14 protein-coding genes are annotated in these 17339 nt (G+C 62.6%); 9 read left to right on the top strand and 5 right to left on the bottom strand.

Annotated elements, in window-relative coordinates; translation table 11 throughout:
- The first annotated feature begins 2 nt into the window (after positions 1–2).
- The 9 genes from accC (at position 3) to JBE38_RS09710 (ending at position 11955) form a co-directional block, all read left to right on the top strand.
- On the top strand, positions 3–1364 hold the full coding sequence (accC, locus tag JBE38_RS09750) for an acetyl-CoA carboxylase biotin carboxylase subunit (protein WP_060755021.1): 1362 nt from the start codon (positions 3–5) through the stop codon (positions 1362–1364).
- A gap of 220 nt (positions 1365–1584) precedes the next feature.
- Positions 1585–2463 carry a 50S ribosomal protein L11 methyltransferase gene (gene prmA / locus JBE38_RS09745; RefSeq protein ID WP_090367037.1) on the top strand — a complete coding sequence of 293 codons (879 nt, stop codon included), beginning with the start codon at positions 1585–1587 and terminating at the stop codon, positions 2461–2463.
- A 30-nt stretch (positions 2464–2493) separates the two neighbouring features.
- Positions 2494–3729 (top strand): DUF3426 domain-containing protein, encoded by a 1236-nt coding sequence (locus JBE38_RS09740; protein WP_205344197.1) that lies wholly within the window; start codon positions 2494–2496, stop codon positions 3727–3729.
- A gap of 185 nt (positions 3730–3914) precedes the next feature.
- The gene (dusB, locus tag JBE38_RS09735; protein WP_161547810.1) at positions 3915–4928 is read left to right on the top strand and encodes a tRNA dihydrouridine synthase DusB; all 1014 of its coding nucleotides are present in this window, start codon (positions 3915–3917) and stop codon (positions 4926–4928) included.
- On the top strand, positions 4925–5245 hold the full coding sequence (gene fis / locus JBE38_RS09730; protein WP_002555375.1) for a DNA-binding transcriptional regulator Fis: 321 nt from the start codon (positions 4925–4927) through the stop codon (positions 5243–5245). The genes dusB and fis overlap by 4 nt, the downstream gene beginning before the upstream one ends.
- An 81-nt stretch (positions 5246–5326) precedes the next feature.
- On the top strand, positions 5327–6934 hold the full coding sequence (purH, locus tag JBE38_RS09725) for a bifunctional phosphoribosylaminoimidazolecarboxamide formyltransferase/IMP cyclohydrolase (RefSeq protein ID WP_060755025.1): 1608 nt from the start codon (positions 5327–5329) through the stop codon (positions 6932–6934).
- A 129-nt stretch (positions 6935–7063) separates the two neighbouring features.
- Entirely contained in the window at positions 7064–8356 is a 1293-nt protein-coding gene (gene purD, locus JBE38_RS09720) for a phosphoribosylamine--glycine ligase (protein ID WP_060755026.1), read from the top strand.
- 124 nt (positions 8357–8480) lie between these two features.
- The gene (locus JBE38_RS09715; protein WP_090367040.1) at positions 8481–11252 is read left to right on the top strand and encodes a hybrid sensor histidine kinase/response regulator; all 2772 of its coding nucleotides are present in this window, start codon (positions 8481–8483) and stop codon (positions 11250–11252) included.
- Positions 11253–11358: 106 nt separating this feature from the next.
- Entirely contained in the window at positions 11359–11955 is a 597-nt protein-coding gene (locus JBE38_RS09710) for a MarC family protein (RefSeq protein WP_060755028.1), read from the top strand.
- On the opposite strand, the gene JBE38_RS09705 is transcribed toward JBE38_RS09710, so the two are convergent.
- The 5 genes from JBE38_RS09705 to cobG form a co-directional block, all read right to left on the bottom strand.
- Positions 11952–12731 carry a hypothetical protein gene (locus JBE38_RS09705; RefSeq protein ID WP_161547809.1) on the bottom strand — a complete coding sequence of 260 codons (780 nt, stop codon included), beginning with the start codon at positions 12729–12731 and terminating at the stop codon, positions 11952–11954. The genes JBE38_RS09710 and JBE38_RS09705 overlap by 4 nt on opposite strands.
- A gap of 236 nt (positions 12732–12967) precedes the next feature.
- Positions 12968–14605, bottom strand: a complete 1638-nt coding sequence (gene cobJ / locus JBE38_RS09700) for a precorrin-3B C(17)-methyltransferase (protein WP_205344196.1) — start codon at positions 14603–14605, stop codon at positions 12968–12970.
- Positions 14605–15336 (bottom strand): precorrin-2 C(20)-methyltransferase, encoded by a 732-nt coding sequence (locus tag JBE38_RS09695; protein ID WP_205344195.1) that lies wholly within the window; start codon positions 15334–15336, stop codon positions 14605–14607. The genes cobJ and JBE38_RS09695 overlap by 1 nt, the downstream gene beginning before the upstream one ends.
- On the bottom strand, positions 15336–15962 hold the full coding sequence (locus JBE38_RS09690; protein WP_090367047.1) for a precorrin-8X methylmutase: 627 nt from the start codon (positions 15960–15962) through the stop codon (positions 15336–15338). Before JBE38_RS09690 ends, JBE38_RS09695 begins: the two co-directional genes overlap by 1 nt.
- The gene (gene cobG / locus JBE38_RS09685; RefSeq protein WP_090367049.1) at positions 15955–17301 is read right to left on the bottom strand and encodes a precorrin-3B synthase; all 1347 of its coding nucleotides are present in this window, start codon (positions 17299–17301) and stop codon (positions 15955–15957) included. The genes JBE38_RS09690 and cobG overlap by 8 nt, the downstream gene beginning before the upstream one ends.
- Positions 17302–17339 lie beyond the last annotated feature (38 nt).

Genomic DNA, 17339 nt, shown 5'->3' with positions numbered 1-17339 from the left:
CGATGTTGAAACCTGCGAAGAAACTGCAAAAAGTCCTGATCGCCAACCGCGGCGAGATCGCGCTGCGTATCCTGCGCGCCTGTAAGGAAGAGGGCATCAAGACCGTCGCTGTTTACTCGACGGCCGATACCGAACTGATGCACGTGAAGCTGGCGGACGAAAGCATTTGCATCGGCCCGCCACTGGCCTCGAACTCGTACCTGAAAGTCTCCAACATCATCGCGGCCGCGGAAGTGACCGGCGCTGATGGCATCCACCCGGGCTACGGCTTCCTCGCGGAAAACGCCGACTTCGCCGAACAGGTGGAAAAATCCGGCTTCGCCTTCATTGGCCCCAAAGCCGACACCATCCGCCTGATGGGCGACAAGGTGTCGGCCAAGGACGCGATGATTGCGACCGGCGTGCCAACCGTTCCAGGTTCTGATGGCCCGCTGCCTGAAGACGAAGAAACCGCCCTGCGCATCGGTCGCGAAGTCGGTTACCCGGTGATCATCAAAGCCGCTGGTGGTGGTGGTGGTCGCGGCATGCGTGTGGTGCACAAGGAAGAAGACCTGATCGAAGCGGCCAAACAGACCCGCGCCGAAGCCGGTGCCTGGTTCGGCAACTCGATGGTCTACCTGGAAAAGTACCTGACCAACCCACGTCACGTGGAAGTGCAGGTACTCTCCGACGGCCAGGGCAACGCCGTCCATTTGGGCGACCGCGATTGCTCGCTGCAACGTCGTCACCAGAAGGTACTGGAAGAAGCTCCGGCACCGGGCCTGGACGAAAAGGCTCGCCAGGAAGTGCTGGCTCGCTGCGTCAAGGCGTGCATTGACATCAACTACCGTGGCGCCGGCACCTTCGAGTTCCTCTACGAGAACGGCCGCTTCTACTTCATCGAGATGAACACTCGTGTGCAGGTAGAGCATCCGGTCACGGAGATGGTCACCGGTGTCGACATCGTCAAGGAGATGCTCAGCATCGCCGCTGGCAACAAGCTGTCCTTCACCCAGGACGACGTGAAGATCCACGGTCACTCCCTGGAGTGCCGGATCAACGCCGAAGACCCGAAAACCTTTATCCCAAGTCCAGGCCTGGTCAAGCATTTCCATGCTCCCGGCGGCAACGGCGTTCGCGTCGACTCGCACCTGTACAGCGGCTACAAGGTTCCGTCCAACTACGACTCGCTGATCGGCAAGCTGATCACCTGGGGCGCGACCCGCGACGAGGCCATGGCCCGCATGCGTAACGCCCTGGACGAAATCGTGGTCGACGGCATCAAGACCAACGTCCCCCTGCATCGGGACCTGGTTCGTGATGAAGGCTTCTGCGAAGGTGGTGTAAACATTCACTACCTGGAACACAAGCTGGCCAACCAGTAAGTGCTCTACCCAACAAAGCCGCCTTCGGGCGGCTTTGTTGTTTCTGGCCTGCTGATGTGATCGTTCCCACGCTCCGCGTGGGAATGCATCTTGTGACGCTCCGCGTCACGAACGCGGGAACGATCGTCGGCGCAGTCGTCTTCTGCCCGCCTCTCGCGTAAACTTGCGCGCTTTCGCGACACATGTAGTCGTACACTCATTTTTTTCAAAGGTGCCCGCCATGCCTTGGCTGCAAGTCCGTCTCGCCATCAGCCCAGAACAAGCCGAAACCTATGAAGACGCTTTCCTCGAAGTAGGCGCCGTTTCGGTCACCTTCATGGACGCCGAAGACCAGCCGATCTTCGAACCCGAACTCAACACCACGCCGCTGTGGTCCCACACCCACCTGCTGGCCCTGTTCGAAGACGGCACCGATGCCGCCAGCGTGCTGGCCCATATGGAATTGCTCACCGGTAGCCCGCTGCCGGAGCATCACAGCGAAGTGATCGAAGACCAGGATTGGGAACGCAGCTGGATGGACAACTTCCAGCCAATGCGTTTCGGCCAGCGCCTGTGGATCGTGCCGAGCTGGCACGCCGCACCGGAGCCTGGCGCCGTCAACCTGCTGCTGGACCCGGGCCTGGCGTTCGGCACCGGCACCCACCCCACCACTGCGCTGTGCCTGGAATGGCTGGACGGCCAGGACCTCACCGACTGCAACGTACTGGACTTCGGCTGCGGCTCGGGGATTCTGGCGATTGCCGCGCTGTTGCTGGGCGCCAAGCAAGCCGTGGGCACCGACATCGACGTGCAAGCCCTGGAAGCCTCCCGCGATAACGCAGGGCGCAACCACATTGCCGAGGACAAATTCCCGCTCTACCTGCCGGAGCAATTGCCCCAGGTGCAGGCCGACGTGCTGGTGGCCAACATCCTCGCCGGGCCGCTGGTTGCCCTGGCGCCGCAACTGTCGAGCCTGGTCAAGCCGGGCGGCCGCCTGGCGTTGTCGGGCATCCTGGCCGAGCAAGGCGAGGATGTCGCCGCCGCTTACGCCGAGGATTTCGAACTGGACCCGATCGCCAATCGTGATGGTTGGGTACGCATCAGCGGTCGTCGGCGCTAGAATGAGCGCTTGCCTGAATCGGATGGCCGCATGACCGACAGTTTCGTCACCCAGTGCCCGCATTGCCAAGCCCGCTTTCGCGTCAGCCACGCCCAGTTGAGCGTGGCCCGTGGCGTGGTGCGCTGCGGCTCGTGCCTGCAAGTGTTCAACGCGGCTCGCCAGTTGCTGGAGCAACGCGCTCAAGCACCTGTACCCGCACCTGCGCCGGAACCTGAACAACCGACCGCCGTCGAGGCAGCACCCGCGACGCCACGGGCCATCAGCCAGAAGCAGTGGACCGCCGAAGTACTGGACCTGGATAACCTGGACCTGGACGAAGAACTGGCCAAGCTGGAACGCCGTGAGATTCAGCATACTCAGCCAATGAACGCAGAGCGCCGCCAGGCGGGCGCTGACCGCCGGCAAAAAGACGCCCTCAGCGCCAGCCGCGACACCGCCAAGGCGGAGGAAGAAAAATGGGCCGCCAGCCTGTTCAGCGAACCGCCGGAAGAACGCGCCCAGGCCAATGACGCCGAACCACCCTCTGCGACCCGGCAGCGCACCGAACCGTCCATGTCGCATCCTATCGACGATCTGGATGATGAACCGCCGCTGAGTTCAGGCCCTGAGGATGAGGTTTTCGACCCGCCGGTGACGCCGGTCATCGACGAAGTGGAAGAGCCCGCTCCCGAGGAATCACAGCCGCGCCGCAAACAGGCACGGCCGCAGGCAAGCGTTCACGACGACGTCCTCCAGGACCTGGAAGACGATCCGCTGCACCTTTATTCACAGAAACGTCCGTCAGGCTGGGGCCGTCGACTGCTCTGGCTGCTGCTGGTAGTAATCGCCGCCGGCGGCCTCGCCGGCCAGTACATCGCCTACCAATTCGACGACCTGTCGCGCCAGGATGCCTACCGCCCCTGGTTCCAGCAGTTGTGCCCGAAATTGGGATGTACGGTGCCATCACGGGTCGACATTGCTCATATCAAGAGCAGCAACCTGGTGGTGCGCAGCCACCCGGAATTCGCCGGAGCACTGGTGGTGGATGCGATCATCTATAACCGTGCAACGTTCTCCCAGCCGTTTCCGCTGCTGGAACTGCGTTTCGCGGACCTGAACGGCAACCTGATCGCCAGTCGTCGCTTCAAACCCGCCGAATACCTGAGCGGCGAGCTGGCCGGCGTGAGCGAAATGCCCTCGCAGACCCCCATCCACATCTCCCTGGACATCCTCGACCCAGGCAATAAAGCCGTGAATTACAGCCTGAGCTTTCACTCGCCCGAGTGAAGCGGTGCACGACCGAAGGTTTGGCGACGGATTATTGACTGCATCGCCGCCGACCAAACCGACGGCGATAAAGAAATAGCTGCTCAGATTTTATCCAATTCAGCCTTTATCCAGTCATCGAGAGCGGGTATCATGCCAACCCTTTTTCGAACTCTAATGATCCGGCCCCACAACAGGGAAGTCCTATGTCGGCGGTACGCATCGGCCCATACACATTGCAGAACGGCTTGATTCTCGCCCCAATGGCGGGCGTCACCGACCAGCCCTTTCGTCAGTTGTGCAAGCGTTTGGGCGCGGGTCTAGTAGTCTCGGAAATGGTCACCAGCGACATGAGCTTGTGGAATACCCGCAAATCGCGGATGCGCATGATCCACGAAGGTGATCCCGAGCCCCGCTCGGTTCAGATCGCCGGTGGTGATGCACAGATGCTGGCGGATGCGGCCCGGGCCAATGTGGAACTGGGTGCGCAGATCATCGATATCAACATGGGCTGCCCGGCCAAGAAGGTCTGCAACAAGGCCGCCGGTTCCGCGCTGTTGAAGGATGAGCAGTTGGTTGCCGAGATCCTGCAGGCCGTTGTTGGCGCAGTGGATGTGCCGGTCACGTTGAAGATTCGCACCGGCTGGGACCGGGACAACAAGAACGGCCTGACGGTGGCGAAGATCGCCGAACAGGCAGGAATTACAGCGCTGGCGGTGCATGGTCGCACCCGCGCCGACCTTTACACCGGTGAAGCCGAGTACGACACCATTGCCGCGATCAAGCAGGCGGTGTCGATGCCGGTCTTTGCCAACGGCGATATCGACTCAGCCGAGAAAGCCCGGCGCGTGCTGCACGCAACCGGTGCTGATGGCTTGTTGATTGGCCGGGCTGCCCAGGGGCGGCCGTGGATTTTCCGTGAGGTCGATCACTTTCTGCGTACCGGCGAAGTCTTGCCGGCACCGGAGCTGATCGAGGTGGAACGTATTCTGCTAGAGCATCTGGCCGCCCTGCACGCCTTCTATGGGGACGTGATGGGTGTACGCATTGCTCGCAAGCATGTCGGCTGGTATCTCGCAACCCTGCCGGGCGCCAGGGAGTTTCGCGCCCACTTCAATCGTTTGGAAGATACGCAAGCACAGGTCACCACCGTTCGAGAGTACTTCAGCGAGCGCGAAAAGAGCCTGAGGACAGGGAACGGAGAGGGGGTGGCCGCATGACGATGATGACCGAGACTTTAGTGAGTGGAACAACACCCGTGAGCGACAACGTCAATTTGAAACAGCACCTCAACACACCGAGCGAAGAAGGCCAGACCCTTCGCGGGAGTGTCGAGAAGGCGCTGCACAATTATTTCGCCCACCTTGAGGGCGCTTCCGTCACGGACGTGTACAACCTGGTCCTCTCGGAAGTCGAGGCGCCCTTGCTCGAAAGCGTGATGAACTACGTCAAGGGCAACCAGACCAAAGCCAGTGAGCTGCTGGGCCTCAACCGGGGCACCTTGCGCAAAAAGCTCAAGCAGTACGATTTGCTGTAAGCATTCAATCAACCCAGAAAGGCGCCCGCGTAAAAACGGTCGCCTTTTTTGCTGACTCCTTTGCTTTTGATGGAAATTGAAATGACCGACCAGACTACCCGCCTTCCGATCCGCCGCGCCTTGATCAGTGTTTCTGACAAGACCGGGATCCTCGAATTTGCCCGGGAGCTGGAAGCTCTGGGTGTGGAAATCCTCTCCACGGGCGGGACCTTCAAACTGCTGCAGGACAACGGCGTGGCCGCAGTAGAAGTCGCGGACTACACCGGTTTCGCGGAAATGATGGACGGTCGGGTCAAGACCCTGCATCCGAAAATCCATGGCGGCATCCTCGGCCGTCGCGGTATCGATGACGCCATCATGAGCGAGCACGGCATCAAGCCGATCGACCTGGTCGCCGTCAACCTGTACCCGTTCGAAGCCACCATCAACAAGCCAGGCTGCGACCTGCCGACCGCCATCGAAAACATCGATATCGGCGGCCCGACCATGGTGCGCTCGGCGGCCAAGAACCACAAAGACGTGGCCATCGTGGTCAACGCCGGCGACTACGGCCAAGTGCTGGAAAGCCTGAAAGCCGGTGGCCTGACCTACGCCCAGCGCTTTGACCTGATGCTCAAGGCGTTCGAACACACCGCCGCCTACGACGGCATGATCGCCAACTACATGGGCACCGTGAACCAGGCCGCGCAAACCCTGAGCACAGAAGGCCGCAGCCAGTTCCCGCGGACCTTCAACAGCCAGTTCATCAAGGCCCAGGAAATGCGCTACGGCGAGAACCCGCACCAGAGCGCGGCGTTCTACGTGGAAGCCAAGCCGGCCGAAGTGGGCATCGCCACCGCGACCCAACTGCAAGGCAAAGAGCTTTCCTACAACAACGTGGCCGATACCGACGCCGCGCTGGAATGCGTGAAGAGCTTCGTCAAGCCCGCCTGTGTGATCGTCAAGCACGCCAACCCGTGCGGCGTGGCCGTGAGCCCGGACGCAGAAGGCGGGATTCGCCAGGCGTATGAACTGGCCTACGCCACCGATACCGAATCGGCCTTTGGCGGCATCATCGCCTTCAACCGTGAACTGGATGCCGAAACCGCCAAGGCGATCGTTGATCGTCAGTTCGTCGAAGTGATCATCGCGCCAAGCGTGAGCGAAGAGGCACGCGCCATTGTTGCCGCCAAAGCCAACGTACGCCTGCTGGCCTGCGGCGAATGGTCGGCCGAGCGAGCCGCTGCCTGGGACTACAAGCGCGTCAACGGCGGCTTGCTGGTACAGAGCCGCGACATCGGCATGATCAGCAGCGCCGACCTGAAAGTGGTGACCCAGCGCGCCCCGACCGAACACGAGATCAACGACCTGATCTTCGCCTGGAAAGTGGCCAAATACGTCAAGTCCAATGCCATCGTCTACGCCAAGAACCGCCAGACCATCGGTGTCGGCGCCGGCCAGATGAGCCGTGTGAACTCGGCGCGTATCGCCGCGATCAAGGCCGAACATGCCGGCCTGCAGGTTGCCGGTTCGGTGATGGCCTCCGACGCATTCTTCCCGTTCCGTGACGGTTTGGACAACGCCGCGAAAGCCGGTGTAACCGCCGTGATCCAACCGGGCGGCTCGATGCGCGATGCCGAAGTGATTGCCGCGGCCGATGAAGCCGGCATTGCCATGGTCTTCACCGGCATGCGCCACTTCCGTCACTGATCGATCGTTCCCACGCTCCGCGTGGGAACGCAGCCTGGGACGCTTCGCGTCCCAAAGCGTGACGCTTCGCGTCACAAGAGGCATTCCCACGCAGAGCGTGGGAACGATGACCCAAACGAGGTTTTTGAAATGAATGTTTTGATCATTGGCAGCGGTGGCCGTGAACACGCCCTGGCCTGGAAAGTTGCCCAGGACCCACGCGTTCAGAAAGTCTTCGTGGCCCCCGGCAACGCCGGCACCGCGATTGAAGCCAAGTGCGAAAACGTCGCCATCGACGTGCTGGCCCTTGAGCAACTGGCCGACTTCGCCGAAAAGAACGTCGCCCTGACCATCGTCGGCCCGGAAGTCCCGCTGGTTGCAGGCGTCGTGGACCTGTTCCGCAGCCGTGGCCTGGACTGCTTCGGCCCAACCGCCGGCGCGGCCCAACTGGAAGGCTCCAAGGCGTTCACCAAGGATTTCCTGGCTCGCCACAAGATCCCGACCGCCGACTACCAGAACTTCACCGAGATCGAGCCGGCCCTGGCTTACCTGCGTGAAAAAGGTGCACCGATCGTGATCAAGGCCGATGGCCTGGCCGCCGGCAAAGGCGTGATCGTTGCCATGACCCTGCAGGAAGCCGAAGACGCCGTGCGCGACATGCTCGCCGGCAACGCCTTTGGTGAGGCCGGCTCGCGCGTCGTCATCGAAGAATTCCTCGATGGCGAAGAAGCCAGCTTCATTGTGATGGTCGACGGCAAGAACGTACTGCCAATGGCCACCAGCCAGGACCACAAACGCGTCGGCGACGGCGACACTGGCCCGAACACCGGCGGCATGGGTGCGTACTCCCCTGCCCCAGTGGTCACCAGCGAGGTGCACCAGCGTGTCATGGACCAGGTGATCTGGCCGACCGTGCGCGGCATGGCCGACGAAGGCAACGTGTACACCGGTTTCCTGTACGCCGGCCTGATGATCGACAAAGCCGGCAACCCGAAAGTCATCGAGTTCAACTGCCGTTTCGGCGACCCGGAAACCCAGCCGGTGATGTTGCGCCTGCAATCGAGCCTGGTGCTGCTGGTGGAAGCCGCCCTGGCCCAGGCGCTGGACAAGGTTGAAGCGCAGTGGGACCCTCGCCCGAGCGTCGGCATTGTGCTGGCGGCCGGTGGCTATCCTGCAGACTACGCCAAGGGCGATGTGATTGAAGGCCTGGACGCGGCAGCTGCGCTGGAAGGCAAGGTGTTCCACGCGGGCACCGCGCTCAAGGATGGCAAAGTCGTGACCGCAGGTGGCCGCGTGCTGTGCGCCACGGCAATGGGCGCCAGTGTCGACGCGGCGCAACAACAGGCATACAAGCTGGCGGCGAAAATCGACTGGAAAGGCTGTTTCTACCGTACGGACATCGGCTATCGCGCCATTGCCCGTGAACGTGGCCAGAACAGCTGAGCCGCTACTCTCCAGTAGCTATCCGTTCGGTTAGGTAAGGGCCTTCGGCCCTTGCCCTACGCATGTCGCCCCGCGCATAGTTAACCCATGCATCACGTGCATCAACCTACGAAGGGATTTCGCCGTGCGCTGGCTCAGGATCGCCATAGGTTTCACCGTCAGCCTGCTGACACTGCTCTGCTTGTTCCCGGCCCAGGCCGCGGCGCAAGGCAGTGGTTGGGCGGTATTACTTGATGAACAGGCCGACCTGCAACTGAGCGACATCCGCTCCTCACGCTACACCAATCAATTCAGCCCCATCGAACTGGACCGGATTACCGCTGCGCAACCGGACGGCGCGTTGTGGGTGCGCTTCAGGCTGCAACCCGGCAAGCACGAGCAAGTGCTGCGGGTATTTGCCCCGGACTTGTCCCATCTGAGCCTGTATGTGCTGGACGGCGACACTCTGGTGGAACAACAGACCACCGGCACCCGTCAACCCCAGGTTGAAAGGCCACTACCCAGCAGCGATTTCATGCTGCCGATGCCCCAGAGCCCCAAACCGCTCGACGTCTACCTGCGCCTGGTGTCGGAGCATGAGCTGCGCCCCTATATCACCCTGGAGCCGGCCGTACTGGCGGCGGCCGACCAGCACCAGACGCTGATCTACGGGCTGCTGTTCGGCGTCCTCTTGATGCTGATCCTGCACAACCTCACGCGCTTCGCCTACCACCGCTCGCGGAGCAGCCTCTGGCTGGCCGCCTGCGAGTTCCTGTTGATGCTCAGCCTGCTGCTGTTGCTCAACCTGATCGGGCCCTGGCTGCCGAACTGGCAAGCCATCCAGACGCCCGGCGCCTACCTCGCGCTATTGCTGACCGCCCCCTGCGGGCTGATGTTTGCCTACCGCTTCTTCATGCCGCTGGGCCCGCATCCGCTGAACAAACTGTTGATGGCGGACATCCTGTTCATCGTGCTGTGCGGCCTGCTGCTGTTGTTCGTCAACACCTTGCCGCTGAACATCATCACCTATGCCCTGGTCGCCCTGGCCGGGTTGAGCATGCTGTTTATCTCGGCCTACCACTGGCAGAAAGGCTATCGCCCGGCACGCTTGTTCGTGGCGGCCATGGTGGTGTTCAACCTCGGCACGCTGATCATCCTGCCGGCCCTGCTCGGCCTGACACTGGTGGCACCGCAGGGTTTGATCGTCACCCTGCTGAGCTTTATCTGCCTCAGTGGCCTGCTGATGAGCCTGGCCCTGGGCGAGCGCCAGCGCGCGATTGTTGAAACCCGCTTCAGCCTCAGCCGCGACCTGGCCGCCAGCAACGCCGAGATCGCGGCCAAGGCCGAGTTCCTGGCGAAGATCAGCCACGAAATCCGCACCCCCATGAACGGTGTGCTGGGCATGACCGAATTGCTGCTGGGAACGCCGTTGTCGGTCAAACAGCGGGACTACGTGCAGACCATTCACAGCGCCGGGAATGAGCTGCTCACGCTGATCAACGAGATCCTCGATATCTCCAAGCTGGAGTCCGGGCAGATCGAGCTCGATGATGTGCAGTTCGACCTCAACGCACTGATTGAAGACTGCTTGAGTATCTTCCGCGCCAAGGCCGAGCAGCAAAACGTCGAACTGATCAGTTTTATCCAGCCCCAGGTGCCTCGTGTGATCAGTGGCGACCCGACACGTCTGCGCCAGGCAGTGTTGAGCCTGCTGGAAAACGCCCTGCAGAAAACCGACGAAGGCGAAGTGCTGATCGTCGTCGCCCTGGACGAGCGCAGCCCCAAGCCGCGCCTGCGCATTGCCGTGCAAGACAGTGGCGTCCCCATGGATGCCATCGAGCGCGATGCCCTGCTGCACAGCGAACTGCACAGCAAGAACTTCCTCTCGGCCACCCGTTTGAGTGGCCATCTGGGCCTGGTCATCGCCCGCCAACTGATCCTGCTGATGAACGGCGAGTTCGGCATCAAGAGCAGCAGCCATCAGGGCAGCACCCTGTGGTTGACCCTGCCGCTGGACCCGGAACGTCTGGAACACCCGACCTCCGACCTCGATGGCCCGCTCAAGGGCGCACGGGTGCTGGTGGTGGACGACAACGACACCTGTCGCAAAGTGCTGGTGCAGCAATGCTCGGCCTGGGGCCTGAACGTGAGCGCTGCGCCCTCCGGCAAAGAGGCCCTGGCCTTGTTGCGCACCAAGGCACATCTGCGCGATTACTTCGATGTGGTGCTGCTGGACCAGAACATGCCGGGCATGACCGGCATGCAGCTGGCGGCAAAGATCAAGGAAGACCCGAGCCTGAACCACGACATCCTGCTGATCATGCTCACCGGCATCAGCAATGCGCCGAGCAAGATCATCGCGCGCAATTGCGGGATCAAGCGCATTCTCGCCAAGCCAGTGGCCGGGTATACGCTCAAGACCACCCTGGCCGACGAGCTGACGCAGCGCAGCAAAGGCAACGTGCCGCCACGCCCCGTCCTCAGTGCCCCGGCAGCCATCACCGTACCTGCCGATTTCCGCATCCTGGTGGCTGAAGACAACAGCATCTCCACCAAGGTGATCCGTGGCATGCTCGGCAAGCTCAACCTCAACCCGGACACCGCCAGCAACGGCGAAGAAGCGCTGGAGGCCATGAAAGCCCAGCGTTACGACCTGGTCCTGATGGACTGTGAGATGCCGATCCTCGATGGCTTCTCGGCGACCCAGCAACTGCGTGCATGGGAAGTCAGCCACCAGCGCATCCGCACGCCGGTCGTGGCGCTGACGGCGCACATTCTGTCGGAACACAAAGAACGCGCACGCCTGGCCGGGATGGATGGGCATATGGCCAAGCCGGTGGAGTTGTCGCAGTTGCGTGAGTTGGTGGAATACTGGGTGGCGCAGCGTCAACAGCGCCCGGAACACGCCCCCTCCTGAGAACTTGTAGTGAGCGGGCTTGCCCCGCTCACTACAAAGCCCCTTGCAGATTTGGTGTGTGTCGCCTGATAGACTCCACACACTTTATCCACCACGAGCCACTCACATGCTCCACGTGTTATTCAGCGTCTACCTGAAAATGCTGGTGCTCTACAGCCCGTTCTTCGTGCTGTCCTGTTTTATCAGCCTTACCCGGGGTTATTCCAGCAAGGAGCGGCGGCGCCTGGCGTGGAAAGTGGCGCTGGCCACACTGGTGTCGAGCGTACTGCTCTACCTGTTCGGCCGCGTGATTTTCAGTGTCTTCGGCATCACGGTGGATGCCTTCCGCATCGGCGCCGGTAGCGTACTGTTCATTTCCGCCCTGGGCATGGCCCAGGGCAAGTCGGCGGTACAGGCCGACAATGTGCAGCAGGACGTGACCATCGTACCGCTGACCATCCCGCTCACGGTCGGCCCCGGTACGATCGGCGCCCTGCTGGTGATGGGCGTGAGCCAGCCGCATTGGGATGACAAGATCATGGCCATCCTCAGCATCGCTCTGGCCAGCCTCACGGTCGGTGTGGTGCTGTATTTGTCCAACCGCATTGAACGCATTCTTGGCGACCAGGGCTTGCAGATTGTCAGTCGGCTGATGGGGCTGTTCGTCTGCGCGCTGGCCGCGCAGATCATCTTTACCGGCGTGCGCGGTTACCTGGTGCCCTAGATGCGGTACTTGGCGATCGCCAACTGCACCTTGTCTCCCGCACTCTCGCGCATCAGCTGAAGGGTCTTTTCGTTGACCACCGTGGTGTTCAGCACCAGGCAGGTCTGCCCGCTGAATGCCTCGAACGAGGAGCTGTCCCACTCCAGGAAGGGCAAGCCCACCTGTTTATCCACGCCACGGGTGCTGTAGGTCACCAGCACCATCATCAATCCACCCTCTGTTTGCGCACAGGACGCCAGGCCAAAATCACCGCCCTGATGCACCGAGCTATTGCGTTTGAACAACTCGAACGACGCCGGCGTCTGCTTCAACGCCTCCAATGCATCGGCCGCCAGTTTCGGCAGCGCAGTGAGCAGCGGCCCGGACAAGGCACTCGACGCCAGCATGCCGGCGATGAGGTTCAGCGCCGCCAATTGCACGGTCAGGCCCTTGCCCATACGTGAGACCCGCTCGAAGCTGCTGCGCACCGGCAACCACCCCAGGCTGACCATCACCTTGATGAATTCGTCGTACCAATCCTCGGTTCCACGGTGCACTTTCAGCACATCGCTGACGTAGCTGCTGGCCAGCAAATAGCTTTTACGCACGTACTCCCTGTTCAGGCCGGACAAGCCTTCGGCAAACGAGATGACGCCATTGTTGACCACGGCTGCATTGAAGTCGTCCTCGGCGTCCTGCGGTAAAACCGCCTGCCTGGCTGATGCTCCCGGCAGCTTATAGGCAGCAATCAACTTGCGCCGTTTTGTACTGCTGATCCCTCTGTGATGTCGCTCCATTTTGATTCTCCACAAGCACCCCAACTCGGGGCTTATGTCCACCCTAGTCCACGGGCTGATGGGCTTTCCAGACGCTATAAATCCCTTGGCCCAACCCGGCGAAGCGCGCTGCCCAGCAATCACGCCGCGTGACGGGCAGGCTGGCGGATTTCGTCGCAGAAAAAAGAAAAAGCCCCGAACGACGCCAGGAAAATCCCTGGGTCATTCGGAGCTTTCCGGCGACCAATGAAGCGCTTTCAGGACGCAGGCTTTTCGCCGTACCAGCGCGGTGTATATACCCATTGACCGCCACCGGCACGCGGGAATGTGCAGGTCGTGGACGAGCCGATCAACACCATGGTGCGCATGTCCACCTGCTCCGGCGTCAGTTGCCCCAACGTGGTGACACGCAGGGTCTGGCCCGGACGACCGATATCGCGCCCCAGCACCACGGGCGTTTCAGGCGTGCGGTGCAGTGCCACGATTTCCAGTGCACGCCCCAGCTGCCACGGGCGTGAGCGGGAGATCGGATTGTAGAACGCCAGCGCCAGATCGGCCTGGGACGCGAGGTCCAGGCGTTTTTCGATGATCGACCACGGCTTGAGGTTGTCCGACAGCGACATCACACAGAAGTCATGGCCCAACGGCGCCCCCGCCTGGGCGGCGGTGGCGAGCGAGGCCGAGACACCCGGCAGGATTTGCAGGTCGACCTGATGCCACGTCGGGTCGGTGGACTCGTGCAAAGCCTCGATCACCGCGGCGGCCATGGCGAACACGCCCGGGTCGCCGGACGACACCACCACCACCGAGCGCCCCTGGGCCGCCAGCTCGAAAGCGTGACGCGCGCGCTGCATTTCTTCGCGGTTATCGGTGCAGTGCTGCACCTGATCGTCACGAAACGGGCCGGCCATGCGCACGTAGGTTTCATAACCCAGCACGTCGGTGCAACGCGCCAGTTCAGCCTTGACCGCCGGCACCATCAATTCGGCGGCGCCAGGACCCAGGCCGATCACGGCAAGGCGGCCACGCACCCGGCCGACTTGCGACAGGTCCAACGGTTGCTCGGCGACATCGATGACGATATCGGCATCGCGGCCGGCACTGACGAAACGCAGCGGTACACCCAGCTCCAACGCCGCTGCGTGCAACGACGCTTCAGCCATCTGCGTATCGCTGGCCAGCAGGCACGCCAGGGATTGCACGGCGATACCCGCCTCACGCAGCGCCGTGCGCACACGCTCAGCCAGTTGTGCACCTGGTTTGCAGGTCACGCTCACGTTCTTCGGATAAATCAGCAATTCATCGGGCGCAGGGCTGCGCTCGGCATTGCCCACGTGAATCGCCAGGCGTGCCTGTGCGTCCTGGGGCAGGTTGGCCTGGTCCAACCACGGCGCTACGCCCTCGATGCGTACCCTTTCACCGGCCAGCAGGTCGGAAACGAAGCGCTTGCCCAGCTCCAGATCCGCCAACTCATAGCCCTTGGGCGGGTTGAGCAGGCAAGTGCCGAAACGCAGCTCGCCACTGGTGGTAATCGCAGCGGCCACCTGCAGCGCAGCGCCAATGTCGCGTGCCATGACGTTCACGCCGCCCAGCCCGCCGAGCAGCGGCACCACGGCGCTACCGTCTTCGGCAACCGCCAGCACGGCGGGTTCTTCGCCCTTTTCCAGCAGCAGCGGCGCCAGGGTGCGGATCACAATGCCGGCGGCGCACAGCGCAATCAGCGGCGTGCCTTGTTGATAGAGCTGGCGCAGGGTCGTACCGAACTCACTGTAGACCCTGTCGGCGCCGTCGACCCGAGCCGCCAGGCCGTAGATCAAGGCGCCGGGGTACACCTGCTGGATCTTGCGCGCAGTGGCCAGGCTGCCCTGGCCGAGGATGACAATCGCCGGGCTCATCAACCTTGCCACCGTTCACCGGGTACGATGATCAACGAAAAGTACGGCGACGAAGCAGGATCAACCTGATCCAGCGGTACGATCTTCTGGTTGGCCATGGTCGCGCGCTCCACATACAGCGCACGCTTGGCCAGGCCGAGCTCTTCGAGCACCTGGCGCACCTTGGGAAAGTTGCGCCCCAGCTTCATGATCACCGCGGCATCGGCGTCCGCCAGGCGGCGCTTGAGATCGTCGTGGGGCAACACGCCCGAAAGCACCGACAAGCTCTGGTTGCGATACACCAACGGCGCGCCGAGCACCGACGCACCACCGAGCATCGAACACACCCCCGGAATGACCTGGGCTTCATAGCGTTCGGCCAGGCGGTCGTGCAGGTACATGTAGGAGCCATAGAAGAACGGGTCGCCTTCGCAGATCACCGCCACGTCGCGGCCGGCGTCCAAGTGCGCGGCCACGTCGACACTGGCGGCGTCGTAGAAATCGCTGATGACCTGTTCATAGGACATCGGTGCCGGCAACACCTCGGTGGTCACCGGGTACACCAGCGGCATCAGGGTCTGTTGCGGCACCAGGTGGTCTTCGATGATGCCGAAGGCGTTGCCCTTCTTGCCCTTGGCCACGAAGTACGCCACCACCGGCGATTCGCGCAGCAGGCGCAGGGCCTTGAGGGTGATGAGTTCCGGGTCACCGGGGCCGACGCCCAGGCCGATCAAACGTCCGCGTGCCTGCATTATTCGACCTCCGTGGCCAAGGCGTTGACCGCAGCGGCAGCCATCGCACTGCCGCCCAGGCGGCCCTGCATGATCACAAAGGGCACGCCACGGCTATCGGCTGCAAGCATGGCCTTGGATTCGGCAGCGCCGACAAACCCCACCGGGAAACCCAGGATCAATGCCGGTTTCGGGGCGCCGGCGTCGAGCATTTCCAGCAAGTAGAACAAGGCCGTCGGCGCGTTGCCGATCACCACCACGCTACCTTCCAGGTGCGGGCGCCACAGCTCCAGGGCGGCGGCGGAACGGGTGTTGCCCAACTCCCGCGCCAATTGCGGCACGCTGTCGTCGCGCAGGGTGCAGATCACGGGGTTATTGGCCGGCAGGCGTGCTCGGGTCACGCCTTCGGAGACCATTCGCGCATCACACAGAATCGGCGCGCCAGCGGCCAACGCAGCGCGCCCGGCCTGGCCCGCGCCTTCGGAAAACTGCAGGCCGTCGATTGCCTCGACCATGCCGCACGCATGAATCACGCGCACCGCGAGTTTTTCCAGGTCGGCCGGGATGCGGTCCAACTTGGCTTCCGCGCGAATAATGGCAAAGGAGTTGCGATAGATCTCCTGACCGTCGCGGATGTAATCAATCATCGGTGTTGCTCCGTGGGCGGGCGCGTAGCAAGGCGCCCGTCGCTTCAATGGAAAGGTTGTGCGCGTGCAGCCGGCCGAAACCGGGTTGGGCTGGATCACGAAAATAGAGGTCGTAGTGGCCCGGGCTTACCGCCAGCAGCGTGACCGGCGCGGTGTGCGCGGCGGCGCAGGAACGCGGGCAGCCGGACAGGTGCACGTCATGGCCGGGGTGCAACGCGGCGAGTTGCACCGCGTCAGCCTTGGTGTCGGCCAGGGCTTTGCCGCAGCCGCTGGAGCCGGTGCAGGCGATCATGCGCGCCAGGGGCTGCTCGATAGAACAGAGAAAGCCCAACTGCGCCAGGCGTTGGGTCACTGCGTGCGGCTTTTCGACGTAGGGCAGTAGCACGCCTTGCCAAGGCGTGAAACGCAAGGTGCCGTCGCCGTACTCGTTGGCCAGTTGCGCAGCGCCTTTGAGCATCGTCGAATCCAGGCGGCCCAACGGGGCGATAGCCGCGACGTAGAACTGGTTCTTTTGCTCCTGCGGATAGGTTCCGAGGTGCAGCAACGCACCGCTGGGCGGGCGTTTGAAACCGTCGGTGGGCAGCAGCGGCAGGTTGAGACGGCCCAGCACACTCTCCACGGGCAGATGGCGCATGCGGGTTTGCGCAGGGCTCGCCAGATCGAGGAACGCTTCCAGGACCGCCACCACCAGTGCATGGCCCTGCTCCAACGGTACGGCGCCCAACGGCGCATTCAGCCCAGGGCAACCGGCCAGGCCGAACGCGAGCAGCGTCTGGCCGTCGCGTACAAACGCCGACAGCCACAGATCGTGATGATGTTCGAGCATCGCCAGGGCTTCGCCACCATCCAGCTGCACCGCGAACTTGGCCGACAGCTCATGGAAGCGCGGATGGCTTTGCAAGGTGGCGAGAATCTGGTCGGCCAACGGGCGAGTGTCGAACAGCATTTGCGGGTCGATACCGGCGCTGGGACTGAGCATCAGGTTGCGCACGTCGTCGCCGCCGGCGTTGCGGGGGCCAAGACCTGCGGCCAGCAGCGTCGCAATCAGCGCTTCCTGGTCGGCACCGATTCCGCGAATCTGCAGGTTGGCGCGGTTGGTCGCCTCGATCACCCCACCGGCATAGGCCTGGGCCGCGTCTGCCACGGCGCCGGCTTGGGCGGCGGTGATTGAACCGCCCGCCAGTTTGACCCGGCAAATGCCGCCATCCAGCGCCTGGACAATACGCAGCAACCCCGGACAAGCCGAGGGGCGCAAGGTATTCACAGCGGGCGTTGGGTTCACGGGGCTACCGGTTGACGGGTCAAGGCGCGGTATTATGCCTGCTTTGTCCGGCGGCATGAAAAGCCTGCCCGTCGGATGTCGTTCAAGGAATTCAT

Origin of the sequence: Pseudomonas sp. ICBG1301 (genome assembly GCF_016918385.1) — a bacterium.
Lineage (GTDB): Bacteria > Pseudomonadota > Gammaproteobacteria > Pseudomonadales > Pseudomonadaceae > Aquipseudomonas > Aquipseudomonas palleroniana.
The sequence above is the reverse complement of the archived record's forward strand: the minus strand, read 5'-3'. Positions and strand labels throughout refer to the sequence as shown.